This is a genomic window from Microscilla marina ATCC 23134 (genome assembly GCF_000169175.1).
GTDB lineage: Bacteria > Bacteroidota > Bacteroidia > Cytophagales > Microscillaceae > Microscilla > Microscilla marina.
On the sequence record NZ_AAWS01000029.1, the window covers coordinates 1 to 14,158 of the forward strand.

Annotated in this window: 11 protein-coding genes; 4 read left to right on the top strand and 7 right to left on the bottom strand. The window is 40.3% G+C overall.

The features are described 5' to 3' along the window. The 6 genes from dinB to lepB (M23134_RS23190) form a co-directional block, all read right to left on the bottom strand. Positions 1 to 977, bottom strand: a 977-nt coding sequence (gene dinB, locus M23134_RS23165) for a DNA polymerase IV (protein WP_002700045.1), incomplete at its 3' end; no start/stop codon positions are given. 37 nt (positions 978 to 1,014) lie between these two features. After that, positions 1,015 to 1,374 carry a DUF952 domain-containing protein gene (locus M23134_RS23170; RefSeq protein ID WP_045114180.1) on the bottom strand — a complete coding sequence of 120 codons (360 nt, stop codon included), beginning with the start codon at positions 1,372 to 1,374 and terminating at the stop codon, positions 1,015 to 1,017. Positions 1,375 to 1,568: 194 nt separating this feature from the next. Then, positions 1,569 to 2,747 carry a signal peptidase I gene (gene lepB, locus M23134_RS23175; protein WP_002700048.1) on the bottom strand — a complete coding sequence of 393 codons (1,179 nt, stop codon included), beginning with the start codon at positions 2,745 to 2,747 and terminating at the stop codon, positions 1,569 to 1,571. Between the two features lie 134 nt (positions 2,748 to 2,881). After that, the gene (locus tag M23134_RS40055; RefSeq protein WP_002700053.1) at positions 2,882 to 3,598 is read right to left on the bottom strand and encodes a M23 family metallopeptidase; all 717 of its coding nucleotides are present in this window, start codon (positions 3,596 to 3,598) and stop codon (positions 2,882 to 2,884) included. Between the two features lie 2 nt (positions 3,599 to 3,600). Beyond that, positions 3,601 to 3,936 (bottom strand): PadR family transcriptional regulator, encoded by a 336-nt coding sequence (locus M23134_RS23185; RefSeq protein WP_002700055.1) that lies wholly within the window; start codon positions 3,934 to 3,936, stop codon positions 3,601 to 3,603. 85 nt (positions 3,937 to 4,021) lie between these two features. Continuing rightward, positions 4,022 to 5,233 carry a signal peptidase I gene (gene lepB / locus M23134_RS23190; RefSeq protein WP_002700057.1) on the bottom strand — a complete coding sequence of 404 codons (1,212 nt, stop codon included), beginning with the start codon at positions 5,231 to 5,233 and terminating at the stop codon, positions 4,022 to 4,024. Between the two features lie 291 nt (positions 5,234 to 5,524). On the opposite strand from lepB (M23134_RS23190), the gene M23134_RS23195 reads away from it, so the two are divergent. From M23134_RS23195 to M23134_RS23205, 3 genes are read left to right on the top strand one after another with little or no spacing between them, the layout of a single operon-like run. After that, complete coding sequence (locus M23134_RS23195; RefSeq protein WP_002700059.1) at positions 5,525 to 5,917, top strand: phage holin family protein; 393 nt, start codon at positions 5,525 to 5,527, stop codon at positions 5,915 to 5,917. Further along, positions 5,874 to 6,347: a hypothetical protein gene (locus M23134_RS23200; protein ID WP_157558611.1), complete on the top strand. Its 474-nt coding sequence runs from the start codon at positions 5,874 to 5,876 to the stop codon at positions 6,345 to 6,347. Before M23134_RS23195 ends, M23134_RS23200 begins: the two co-directional genes overlap by 44 nt. Next, positions 6,295 to 7,053, top strand: coding sequence for a geranylgeranylglyceryl/heptaprenylglyceryl phosphate synthase (locus M23134_RS23205; RefSeq protein WP_045114181.1), 759 nt, complete (start codon positions 6,295 to 6,297; stop codon positions 7,051 to 7,053). The genes M23134_RS23200 and M23134_RS23205 overlap by 53 nt, the downstream gene beginning before the upstream one ends. Positions 7,054 to 7,250: 197 nt before the next feature. Here the strand turns inward: M23134_RS23205 and M23134_RS23210 are convergent, their stop codons facing one another. Beyond that, complete coding sequence (locus tag M23134_RS23210; protein ID WP_045114182.1) at positions 7,251 to 8,429, bottom strand: C10 family peptidase; 1,179 nt, start codon at positions 8,427 to 8,429, stop codon at positions 7,251 to 7,253. Between the two features lie 1,687 nt (positions 8,430 to 10,116). Here M23134_RS23210 and M23134_RS23215 point away from each other — a divergent pair. Beyond that, positions 10,117 to 13,974, top strand: a complete 3,858-nt coding sequence (locus M23134_RS23215; protein WP_053337363.1) for a T9SS-dependent choice-of-anchor J family protein — start codon at positions 10,117 to 10,119, stop codon at positions 13,972 to 13,974. Positions 13,975 to 14,158: the final 184 nt, after the last annotated feature.

Here is a 14,158-nt window from a genome sequence, read left to right on the forward strand (position 1 = left end):
TCCGAAAAATCACACCCCCGGATCAGTTCCTGATACAAACGTATGATCAGGTCGAGTGTGTTGATAGGGTAAGCCAAGGTTTTGCTACGGGTAATTTGCTGAAAATTGTCATACTTGACCTTAAGCGTAATGGTTTGCCCAAACGACTTGGTTTTTTCCATACGTCTCATGAGTTCTTCGGCGAGTTGGTGTAGTGCTGTTTCCATTTCTTCGAGACTGGCAAGGTCGTGATCGAAAGTGTTTTCGGTGCTAATAGATTTACGAATGCGGTGCGGGTTTACGCTGCGTTGATCAATGCCTTGGGCAATGTTAAAATAATAATTGCCTACTTTGCCAAACTGCCGTACAAGTTTTGCCTTGTCCCATCTACGCAAGTCGGCTCCAGTAAAAATACCCAATTGTTGCATTTTTTTGGCGGTAACTTTGCCTATGCCGTGAAACTTTTTGATGGGCAGTTTGGCTACAAAATCTGCCGCCTCTTCGGGCGAAATTAGAGTAAGCCCATTGGGTTTGTCCATATCAGAAGCCACCTTTGCCAAAAACTTATTGACCGAAATGCCTGCCGATGCGGTAAGTTGAGTGGCGTCAAAAATTTTTTGTTTAATCTCACGAGCTATAATGGTAGCTGAGGGCATGCCTACTTTGTTTTTGGTAACGTCAAGGTAAGCTTCATCCAACGAAAGCGGCTCGACCAAATCGGTATACTCGTGAAAAATTTCCCTGATTTGTTGTGACACCTCCTTGTATACGTCGAACCGAGGGCGTACAAAAATAATATGTGGGCATTTTTGGTAGGCAAGCCGCGACGACATGGCCGAGTATACTCCAAACTTGCGGGCTTCGTAACTTGCCGCTGCCACTACTCCCCGTTCACGGCTACCACCTACTGCCAGAGGCTTGCCTTGGTACTGAGGGTGGTCGCGTTGCTCTACCGAAGCATAAAACGCATCCATATCTATATGGATTATTTTCTGCATGAGTGTGTATACAATAACTTTTGGTGATGTATAATACTTACTGAGAGCCCATAGTGTCAGGCAGGACAAATTGCCCGTTGGCATCGGTGTTGAAGTCAAAAACCTGGCGTACAGCATTTAGGTTGAGCGAGCCATATAAGTGAGGAAAAAGCTCGGTGCCTCCAGTGGTATTCTCATATACGAGGCGAGCATCAAGTTTGGCTACAATGATTTGTAGCAACTTTAAGTTACTTTGTCCTTTAAAAAACAGTTGGGCACTCCCCGTTACTTGCTCTAGTTTTGAGCAATGAATAAAACCTTCAGTGTTGATAGACGCGGGAGCATACATACCAACTTGCTCGGCTTGCGCCCATTCGGTGGTGGGTACAATGTGGTAAATATATGGGATATCAGTCATATAGAACGAGTTTTTGATGAGTAGAACAACTTCCTGTAATTTGGGTAAAAAGCCTTTTTTTAGCAAGTTTTTATCAGGTGTCTTTTAGTTTTAGCTACTTTGGTTTTGCTTGGCCCAAGGTTTTGTTGATAAAAAACAAAAAGCCTAACAAGTAATGCTACTTATTAGGCTTTTTATATTGGTGGCAGGAGTTACTAATCAATGCTTTTGAACATTCTGTTCCAGCGAACTTTACCACTAAATAATCCTTTGTTGGGGTTCAGCGATAACCAAGTAAACCAAGCCTTGCCCACAACGTGGTCTCTGGGCACAAAACCCCAATAACGTGAATCTTGCGAGTTGTGGCGATTGTCACCCATCATAAAGTAATAATCTTGCACAAAAGTATACGTTTTGATTTCTTTGCCATCAATGGTGATTTTGCTGAAATCGTTGGCCACTTCTACTTTGTTGTGGTATTCATACTCTTTAATTACAGGTCCGTACTTGATAATATTTTCTTTGGTCATTTCTATCTTCATGCCTTCTTTGGGTAAAGTCAAAGGACCGAAATAGTCTTGGTTCCAGGGATTTTGTTTATAGTTATACTGCCCACCCTTGCGCATGTTTTGGTCTCGCCAGTAACTGTTGGGGTAAATCTCTGCTGCAAACTCATTTTTTTCTCTGGCAAGTATCTGCATGGAGAGTGCAGCAGGCCCTAGTTGTTGTTTTAACAGCTTGATATTTTGAGGAGTAGTAAAAATCTGGTAAATGAATTTGTTATCGTTGGTAGGTGTTACATAATAACTGTTATTTCTATAAATATCCAGTTTGTCGAGTACTTTTTGTGAAATACTCATGCTTGAAACCAATCTGTACAAAAACTGAAGCTTTTCAGGATCTTTTGCTTTTTTACCGTTGATATATAATTGAGTATTTTTTACTTCCAGTTTGTCGCCGGGTATTCCTACACATCGTTTAATGTAGTTTACCTTCATGTCTACCGGGCTTTTGGTAGTATCAGCAGGCCAGTTAAAAACCACCACATCATTGTTTTTTACATCACTAAACCCCGGAATGCGTCGGATAGGCAACTGAATCCAGTCGAGGTAAGAGGGAATATTGGTACCCCATATTTTGTTATCAGTCAGTGGCATGTGCAACAATGTTTTGGGGGTACGTGCCCCATAATGAAGCTTGCTCACAAATAAAAAGTCACCTACCATTTGGGTTCCTTCCATAGAAGGAGTAGGGATAGTATAAGCCGACATGATCAACCAACGGATAAGAGTAGCCGCTACTACCGCAAATACGATAGAGTCAATCCACTCTCTGGCTTTACTTTTTTTCTTTTTATTTTCCTTGTCCTTTTTTTTCCAAAATTTCAAACGCATATCTATGACTTTTTAAAACTGAGCGCAAAAATAACTGATTTTTGAAAGTAATTGCATAAACAGTTTAAATATTACATAAAAAATAACAAGGCGAGCCATGAAAAGTGAATCAGAGGCTCGCCTTGTTTTATTATTTACTTACCAAAGTATTGCTGTGGATTGACCACTTTGCCGTGTTTTTTTACTTCATAATGCAGGTGAGGACCAGTAGAGAATCCGGTACTTCCGGTAAGTGCTATATTATCTCCTTTCTTTATATATTGGTTTTTTCTTACCAGTATTTTAGACAAATGCCAGTAAGTAGTAGTATACACATCGTTGTGTTGAATCACCACATAATAACCTCGACCCTGGTGAAACTTAGCTTCAATGACTTTGCCTCCGGCAGGTGCAAACACTTTAGTGCCTACGGGTACTCTGATATCAACACCTGAATGGAATCTAAGCTTGCTGCTCATAGGGTGGTGGCGTTTGCCAAAACCCGAACAAACCGGGATAGACTTAAGTAAAGGGTGGGCATTGGGGCGTTCCTGGGCTTGTACTACTACTCCAATAAATAAAATCAAACAAGCTGCAATGGTGGCGCTCAAGTGAGTAATTCGGCGTGAAATTGAGCGTGTCTTGCGGGCTTTGAGCGTATCTTTTTGAACTTTAAGAATTCCTTCTTTGCCAAAAGCGGCAATGGTTTGGGCGTAAGCTTCTTCGAACGACAAGCGATTTTCTTGCATTTCGTGCTCTACTGCACAGCATATATGGTCTAATAATTCTCCCTCCAAACGGTCATCGTTTAAGCCTTGTGTACGGAGGTTGTTGAGTATCCAGTTAACCTTTTCTTCAGATAAATAAAACATAATTACGTTGTTGCTTTGAGTGATAGTAATGTTTGCATGGTTTCTACAAATTCTGTAAACTCTTCTACTTTTACACGGACAGTAGAAGTACCCTGTGGCGTCAATGAATAGTACTTACGTACTCGTTTGCCTATATTTACTGTTTCGGTCTGAAGCAGTCCTTCGGCTTCGAGCTTATGTAAACTGGGATATAAAGCCCCTTCGGTAATAATAATCTTGTCGTCTGACAGTTTTTTTACCTTTTGGGTAATTTCATATCCATACATCTTTTCATTTTCAGATAAAAGCTTGAGGATGATGGTTTTTAGTGTTCCTTTAAGGAGTTCTTTCGAATACATAGGGCAAAGATACATCAAAATCTTAGGTATAAACAAACGTGCTACGAAAAAATAATAGATAAGTTTCAAAAAACACTTACTTATGTTATATTTTTTTTAAAAAACGTCCCCATCTGAGCTTCCCTTCCAGCCAGCCTCGGTTAGGGTTCAGCGATAACCAGGTAAACCACGCTTTGCCTGAGACATGATCTTGTGGTACCAGGCCCCAGTAGCGCGAATCTATAGAGTTGTGGCGGTTGTCGCCCATCATAAAATAATAGTTCTGGCGAAAAATATATGTTTTTACGGGTTTGCCTTCAATGGTTATGCGCGAAAAATCGGGAGCTACCACCACCGCCTGGTGGTACTCATACTCTTTGATGATGGGAGCATATTTTATAATATTTTCTTTAGTCAGGTGCACACGCATGCCCTTGGCGGGAATAACCAAGGGGCCAAAGTAGTCTATGTTCCAACGAATTTTCGTCAAAGCATACCTTTTGCCTTGTGCTTGGTGACGGGCTTTTTTATTGAGGTGCCTCCAATAGCTGTTGGGGTATATCTCGGTAGATAATGTCCCCTTGGTTGCTTTAAGCATTTTGAGCGAACGAAGCGTACTTCCTAACTGAGTTTTGAGTGCAGCCATGTTTTGGGGAGTGGCAAATATAAGGTATACATGGTGCCCATTGTTGGTTTGGTAATGCAAGTTGCTGTTTTCGCCCCCAAAATAAACATCGTATTTGCCCAATGCACGTTTTGATACTTGTATGGTGGTTACTAATTTGTAGCGAAACTGGAGCTTGGTTGGCAACGCCGCTTTTTTACCATTGATGTATACTTCAGCGTCGTGTATTTTGAGGGTATCACCCGCAATGCCCATGCACCGTTTTATATAATTGGTGCGCATGTCTACTGGGCGGGCTATGCTGTCAGATGGAAGGTTAAACACCACTACATCGTTGTTTTTTATATGACTAAACCCTGGCAAACGATATGTAGGTAGTTGAATCCAACTGAGGTAAGAAGGTAAACTGGTACCCCAGATGGTATTATGAGTAAGGGGTAAACGTAGTGGGGTGTTGGGTGTACGTGCCCCATAATGAAGTTTACTTACAAACAAAAAATCGCCTACCATCAATGACCCTTCCATAGATGGAGTAGGGATGGTATAAGCCGACATAATAAGCCAACGAATGAGGGTCGCTGCTACTACAGCAAACACAATAGAGTTTATCCACTCTTTGGTTTTGTTCTTTTGCTTTTTTGGAGAGTCCTTTTTTTTAGCAGGGCTTGGCTTTTGCCAAAGTTTTAAACGCATAAAATTTATTGATTATAGTTTTCCTGAGTTATACATAAAACAAAGATGCATAATTTTCTTATGTGTTTGCAAGAAACTTACGAAATAAATAATGCTTAAGTTGCCCTTGGGGCGTTTTAACTCAATAATGACCTGGATTGCTCATAAACAAAAAGAAGTGTGGGTAGTTTATTAAGTAATTGACTGTCAGTGATTAGTTAAAATTTAGTGCTGAATGCATACTCCTATAATTTATTATTTTGTACTTTTGGTAAAATTTATTTAGGGATATATCAAACACATTATCAAATTTTGGGATTATTCAATATTAACAAGCTTACCAATAATCTTGCTGACTATATCGATACCAAGGTAGAGTTGGTAAAACTGGATACTCAAGAGCAAATTATCAAAGCGGTAATTGTAATGTTCGAATTACTCATTGTGGTGGTAATTGTAACCATAGTTATGGTATTTTTGAATCTTACCTTGGCTTACTATCTCAACTCAGTACTGGGTGGATCCTACATTGGATTTATGATAGTAGCTGGAGTCCACTTGATGCTCTTGGCGTTGTTATGGTTAAAAAAGCGCGCCATCAGGCGTGGCTTTGAACATACCATGTATCAAATGATAACACAAACCGAAAAGAAAGACTCCAATGAAAAAGAACGAAAACAACAACCCAAACGCTTACCAGAGTGAATCGTCAATGCTTGCTGCTAACCCGGTAGGGGAAGTATCGCAAATGCGTGCTAGCCTGAAAGAAAAGGCAAAAGAACAAAAAGCTTTGGTCACAAATGATTTGACCAAAATAAAAAAAGATACTGGCACTGTATTACTAGCTGCCGGAACTGCTTTTGTCACTTTTCAGATAATACGTGCGCTTACTAAAAGCAAGGATGAACCAGTAGATGAGGTAGATGAGCCTGCTCCAATAATTTGTCCTCCTGTAGAAAAAAAAGAAAGTTGGGGCAAGTTAGTGCTTATGTGGGTTGGCAGAGAAGTAGTTTCGTATGCTGCCGAAAAAGTAAGAGATGTAGCGCATGACTACGTACAGTCGCTAATCAATAAAGAAAAAAATGTCGAAGAGGATACTGCAAACACTCATTCAGAGAAGGAAACAAGGGATTAAATCATTTGCTTTATTGATTGATCCTGATAAATTTGATGAAAATACCGGGCAGGCTTTTTTACAAATGCCTGCCTTTACCAAAGTAGATTTTATTTTTGTGGGAGGTAGTCTCATTACTGGCGACAACTTCGGGCAAACTGTACAGTGGTTACGGCAACATGTTCAAAAACCCATCATTATTTTTCCAGGCAGCAACATGCACATCGATATGGCAGCCGATGCTATCCTCTTTTTGTCGTTGATATCGGGGCGTAACCCTGATTTTCTGATTGGACAACAAATAGTAGCGGCACCTATCCTTAAACGTAGCAACCTGGAGGTATTGCCTACTGGGTATATGTTGGTAGAGAGCGGACGACAAACTACCGTATCTTATATTAGCAATACTACTCCCATTCCTCACGACAAACCCGAAGTAGCCGCGTGTACTGCATTGGCAGGCGAAATGCTGGGCTTGCAGCTTATTTATGCCGATGGAGGTAGCGGTGCTGAGCACCCTATTAGTGCCAAAATGATCAGTATGATTAGAAAAAGCGTAGATGCACCCATTATCATAGGTGGAGGTATCAATACTCCCGAACGCGCTCAGAAAGCCCTTCAAGCGGGGGCAGATGTAATAGTAGTGGGCAATGCTATAGAAAAAGACGCTCAGATATTGGAAGGGATTGTAGATAAAGTGGCTGAAATGAATGAGGAGAATAATTAGCGCCCGTACACCTCGGTTACTTAATTGGTATGTGAGAGAGACAAAAAACGATAACGTTTCAGGGTTTGTGTAAACTCTATTTTAGAGTGTTGATTACCATTTAAATGAAAAAGACACTCAAAAGTGAAACGTAAAAAAACGGGGCAAACTTATAAAGCTTACCCCGTTGTTGCTTTGGTAAAATAAATAGTAAGCGCTTAAGGCTTTACTCTAAATCCTGTGATTACCCCTACACGGTTGTTGAATGTACGTCCGCTTGGTTTAAAACTATTGTATAAATACCAACCATTGGTGCCATTGGTATCGTCAGGTCTGCCGTCCCAACCCCAGTTCATGTGTAAAAACAATTCGCTGTTATCGTACTTATAGTAGCCATCACACACCCACACATGGCCAGCTCCTTCGTCGTTGTATCCTACTAGTACCGAAAGCTGTTTTTGGTCAAGTTCTTCAGTTAATTTTTTACTTACCTCAGCTGGGTCAGCCGAATAATTCATGAAACGTAAAGTGTTGGCGTCAAACCCGTAAGTATCATGAAAACGTGGGTAAGCGTAAAAACGTGCACTCGAAAAAGATCCATTATCGGTGTAATACATGTTTACATCTTCGCCAATGTCTTTCATTAGTTTGGCTATGCCTTTGATACCATCAGACTCATTCTCTGTCAGTTTATCCTTCATTTTGGTCCAGTCATACCTGCGTCCCATAGACGTGTTTTTAGCTTCTTCGTAGCCTTCACGCCAAATGTTTCCATAATAATACCTAAGTACCTGACCTACTGCCGTGGCTACACAGCCTGTATAAGCACGTTCGCAAGGTAGGTTTTCTTTTACAGGGGTTTGAGCGTTGTAATAACAACCTTGCCCCCATTTAGAGTAAGTAAGTGCAGGCACATATTCAAAACCAGTAGTACGTGCGTTTCTTTTCAGACTAACAGCACATTCCCATCGAGCTTTTATCTGTGCATCGGCTGGCTTACCGTTTTCACGCAATTGAGCTATAGCTTGCTTGCTTTGTTGAAACCAATCGCTTACTCCTGGTGCTTTAGTGTCTTCCAGAGTAAAACTACCTTTGTCATTAAAGGCAAGCACTGGCGACATTTTGTGTTCGGCAGATACCAACACATAGCCTTGGTTGCGCTCAAAATTGACAAGATATACTGCTGCCAATCCGTTTACTTTTGCCGTGGTGATTGAGGCAATCTTTGCCCCACTTAAGTTGTAGTTTTGAGCAATTTTTCTTGCTTCTGTTTCCGTTACAAGATCAGCTTTTTGTGTGACATTGCCCGGCTGTACTTCGGTTTGCTTTTTTACACAACCTATTTGTAACACCAATACAAATAAAACTAAGAGCCTAAGTTGAATAGTCCTTTTCATTCTTATAATAATTAAATTTTGTTTACTGAGAAATAAGCCTCTTAAAAAGTTGGTGAATCATTGAAACGCAACTTTTTTCGCTGTATTTCTGCTAGCATTATTTATTGAGTTTTAAAATGTTTAAGTAGTTGTAAATCAATATTTAATAGCATTAACCTAAGCATTATTTTAAAGCATTAATACTACTTGATCTACTCACGTCTTTTTTGTTTTCGTAGGCAAATGTAGACTTTATTCTACAACTAAAAATGTCTGAATTATACTATTTATAGTGAATGCTAATATACAGTGTAACCTAGTTAATATTGTACAAGTAATGGGGTGTTTTATAAGGAAGGCAGTAAAAAGGTCAAACCACTTGTAAGGTTGTTTTTATCCAAAATAACGTGAGGCATTCAGTGCATATAGGCTCTTTGTTGGGTGCCACTGTCTGGTGTGGTCAGTTGGTTACTTATATAGCACTTATGATACTTTTGGGTATGCTTAGGTGTTTACACGAAAACCTTACTTGTTTGTAAAGCCTCTTCAAAAGATAAAAAGTGGAGCAAAAAGAGTGATTAAAGCTACAAAGCCCACTTCATCGCAGAGCGAAAAAGGTCAAGCTCTATGCAGCTAATCCACTGAACTTTGCCTTTGATTGTTGTATTTCTTCAATCAGAGATTCCGCAAGACGGAACAAACAGAGATTACCTTCTTTGGGATCATTTTAGAGCTTGTTTAAAATTAGCCGAAAAGGCTGGGCCCCGAAGACAAGTTCGGGATTTATAAACTCGCCTTCGGCTCGGTTCATTGATTAGGTCTTTTACGCGACTTTTCAGATTATATATTGTCAAACCGAACCTATCTCTAAATCCGATTCATCGGGGCAGCTTCGCTGTGGTGAGCTCAACAAAGTTAATTTATCAGCAATAGCTACCGTCACACGGGGCTCGCCCAACATCTACCAGATGTTGTCGTCTTCAAAATTAGTTTAAATGCTAATTTTCAAAGGTGAAACAGAGCTCGGTTTGACGCATCTAATCCAAAAACTCGTCACAAAATCTCCTTTAAACGAAAATTTAAACAAGCTCTTATTTATGGAGTAAAAAGAGATGTTTGAAGAAAAAAAAACTTTACACAGTGTACAATATTGGAATAGTACTACATTACTTAGTGAAAGCAGTCAGGTATAGCAACATAATATAACCTATATATGATCATAGATTCATATAATTTAGCCTATTGTTTTTTTTGACACTTTTATTGAATTTTTCTTAGCCAATATATTGTTAGTCAGTACTTTATAAATAGGATTATCTACTTCAAAGTATTAAAAAAATCATAGAATAGTTCATTTAAATGCTACCCAAATTATTTGTTAGAGCCAAATAATATACTGCAAAAAATACAGTAAGCAGATTTAACTTTTAAGTATATTGTTATATGTATTTTATTGCAATGTTTTTTGCATACTCAATAAAATACCTTATCTATGCAGCCAATTTGTATTTCGTGTACCTTCAAGCCAGCACATAATGAAACGATCATAGACTATGCTAACCAGACTGTATGAGCAATGAGTCTCCCAGTCTGTTAAGTAATATGTTGCAGTTATATTGCTTAAAGTCCAATCATAAGGACTAAATCTAAGGTAATAATAAGCCTTAACCCTGCTAGAATAATAAACCACTAAATTATATTTTCACTTATGCGATTAAAAATCCTAAGTTTCATTTTTATCCTGCTTACGTGTAGTTATGGAGTATATGCTCAGAAAACCACACAAAAAGCAAACTATCATGCGTCCAGTACCTATGTGCGAGAGATTCCAGCACTAGCGAAAATGGATAACATTATTTCTGCCAAAGGGCAGGAGCATAAAGCGCCTCCTAAGAGGAGAGGTAAAAACAACTACGTACCTGGTAAAGGCTATCCTAAAGGCAAAGACTTGTTGATAGAGAAGCAAATCCGACTTAACCAGGCAAGAAAAGCGGCAAAAAACCAAAGCCAAATTCAAGGGCAAACCAGGTCATTGACACCGCTTGCCAATTTTGATGCCCACGTAGGTACAGTACTCAATGACCCTACTGGGGCTATTGGTCCTAACCACTACGTGTATGCGTTTAACTCTGGTTTTGGTATACTTGATCGTAGCGGCAACGTATTGGTGCCCGAAGCTTCACTGGGTACTTTGTTTCCTGGCGAAACCCTTGGTGATCCTATCGTAGTGTACGACAACTTTGCCAACCGTTTTATCATCATGCAGTTTAGTAATACTCCTAACGGCATATTACTGGCAGTATGTAAAGGTGCCGACCCTGTAAACGATGGATGGCATACTTACCGATTTAACACGGGTACTTTCCCCGATTATGAGAAATTATCTATTTGGAATGATGGTTATTACATCACTGCCAACAAAGACCAAAGCAGCCCTTCTACTAGCCAAGTAGTATATGCGCTTGAGCGCGATAAAATGTTGACTGGAGAAGAAGCTACTATTGTTGGTTTCCCTTTACCTGGAATTAGCAACAACGGTTTTTATAGCCCAGGTGGTTTCAATGCCACAGGTACTTCTTTGCCTCCGGCAGGAGTAGGTCACTCTATTATTTATATGCAAGATGATGGATGGGCTGGAGTAGACGAAGATCACCTAAAAATATGGACAACTGATGTAGACTGGGCAAACCCTGAAAATTCTACCATCTCTGAGCCACAAAAATTAACTACTACTGCTTTTGACGGAGTCTTCAATGGTGGTTCTTTCCAAAACCTTGATGAGCCAGGCAGTGGACCAAATCTGGATGCTATTCAGGCAACTATGATGTACATGACCAACTACCGTCGTTTTGAAAACTACAATGCGGTGGTGATCAACTTTGTAGTAGATATTAGCGGAGACGATACTAAAGCGGGTATTCGCTGGTATGAGTTGCGCCAAAGTGCTGACGGACAGCCTTGGACTATATACCAAGAGGGTACTTATGTTCAGCCTGATGGACATAGTGCTTATTGCGGTAGTATCGCGATGGACAAACAAGGTAACATTGGATTGGGGTATACTATAGTAAGTAGCACCAAGCACACTTCTTTGCGTTACACTGGTCGTTTGGCTTCAGACCCATTAGGTGTAATGACTTATGGTGAAAATGTAATTGCTGATGGCGATTCTCGTGAAAACCGTGGCGATGGTCGTTATGGTGACTATGCTCAATTGACGGTTGATCCTTTGGACGACTTGACGTTTTGGCACATTGGAGAGTATTTCAAAGGTGAAGGTACCCGCCGTAGCCGAGTGGCTTCTTTCCGTATTGGTACAAGCACGCCTGACAGCATTCCTCCTTCTGCGCCTACTCAATTGGCAATTATAGACACTGGTTATTCAGATGTAACCATTAGCTGGACTGCTGCTACTGATGATCAAGGAGTGGCAAGTTATGAAATATACCGCGATGGTGAATTGATTGATATCATCAGTGGTATTACTTACAAAGCTACTGGTTTGACTCCACTTACTACTTATAAATTTTCTCTGAAAGCCCGTGATTTTGGTGGCAACAAATCTGAAATGAGTGAGGTATTGGAAGTTACTACTTTGAACAGCCCTTTCTGTTTGAATGGCATAGAGAACTACCCTTATACTCAAGGATTTGAAGATGGTTTTGGTGACTGGACTCCTGTAAATGGCAAAACCCTGAAATGGAAAATTGGATCAGGATCTACTCCAAAGTTTAGCACAGGACCTGATGCTGCGGCTGAAGGTGAAAAGTATGCGTATGTGACCCGTAAGTTTGGTTTCTTTGGCAAAAGCGCGTCTTTGATTTCGCCTTGCTTTAACCTAAGCAATTTGAAAGATCCTATCTTTAGCTTTAAATACCACATGAAGGGCTTCTTCGAGCCAGGCGGTGTGAGCCTTGATATTAGTAAAGACAATGGAGTAACCTGGGAACTATTATGGGTACAAAAAGGTAACCAAGGCAGCGATTGGAATTCGGTGCAATTGAACTTGTCACAATATGTAGGCGAAAATGTACAGCTAAGATTCAACCGTTTATTGAAGTTTGGCGCCAGAGCTGATGTAGCAATTGATGGCATCTCTTTAGGAGAGCCTGTGATTTGTTTAGAAGGAAAACTTTCTCTAAACATCACTTTTGACAATTACCCAGAAGAAACTTCTTGGGAGTTGAAAGATGCTGAAGGTAATGTGATAGATTCTGCAAGCTATACGGCTGACAATACGCCTGATGGTTCGTCTACCAGCAAAACTTTTGAATTGCCTGATGGTCAATATACTTTTACTTTCAAAGATTCTTACGGAGATGGTCTATTGGGCAACGCTTTCTATACTTTGTCTATTGGCGATCGGGTAATCGTAACCGGAGGTAAATTCAGAACAGAAGAGTCTACTTCTTTCTGTATCAGCAATTCTGTAGCTTCTTGTGACAATGGCATTACTACTTTCCCTTATACCGAAGGTTTTGAGAAAGGTTTGGGTGCTTGGACACAGAACAACAGCAGGGGTTTACGCTGGGCTTCTATTCGACCAAGAGATTACTCTAACCCTAATATTGCGCCTCCGGCTACCGAAGGTAAAAGATATGCTTATGTACACCCATGGAGAGGGAACCCATTTCAACCATCAATTCTTACTTCTCCGTGTTTTGACCTTTCACAGGCCAACAATCCAGTATTTACTTTCAAATACTACATGAACTCTCCTTATAAAACAGGTACGTTGAACCTGGAGATAAGTGTAGACAATGGTACTTCGTGGACAGCTATATGGGGTAAAACCGGCAACCAAGGAGCCGAGTGGAAATCTGAAAGTATGAATTTGAGAGCGTATGTTGGCAAACGTATTCAATTACGATTTGTAGGCGCTACCAACACTTACCTTTGGGCAAACATAGCAGTAGATGATATGTTGTTGAACACTGAAGGAAGCTGTACTGCGGGCGACATTACGCTTGACCTTACTTTTGACAATTACCCAGAGGAAACTTCTTGGGAATTGAAAGATGCCGAAGGTAATATTATAGATTCAGCGAGTTATACTGCTGACAATACGCCTGATGGTTCTAACATCACCAAAGTATTTAGCGAGCTGCCTACTGGTAACTATACTTTTACTATCAAAGACCGTATCGGAGATGGTATTTGCTGTAGCTATGGTGAAGGTGCTTATAGCTTGTCAGGTGTCAATGGTATGATTGCTACTGGTGGAGAATTTGGCAGAGAAGAATCTATTGTTTTCTGTGTGCAAAACAACAATACCAGTGCGCAGGCAAGTCGTGGTACCGATATTGTAACGCACGACCTAAACACCAAATCAGACAGTTATACGGTATATCCTAACCCTGCCGACAAGGTGTTGTATGTAAAAGCCAACGGTAAAACCAAAGATGCAAGTCAGGTAATGATCTTTTCAATGTATGGTCGTTTGGCTAAAACTGTAAAGATGAACCCAGGTACTGCTATTGACATTGCAGACTTGCCAGCTGGTACTTACTTTATCCGTATCATCGGTGGAGGCAAAACCGTGACTAAGAAGTTTATTAAATACTAAATAGTCCATAGCACCCACAAGGGCAAGCTTTAAGCGATAAGCTTCAAGTTGCGCCCTGTTCCATAGACAACTAACAAATTCATAGTATGCTTATTTTCAATGGTTTATGGATTTGTTAGTTAATAGTGTTTAATCGGTGGTCGGTAGCTGTTGAGTTTTTTGATTGTTTTGCTTAAAAGCCCTA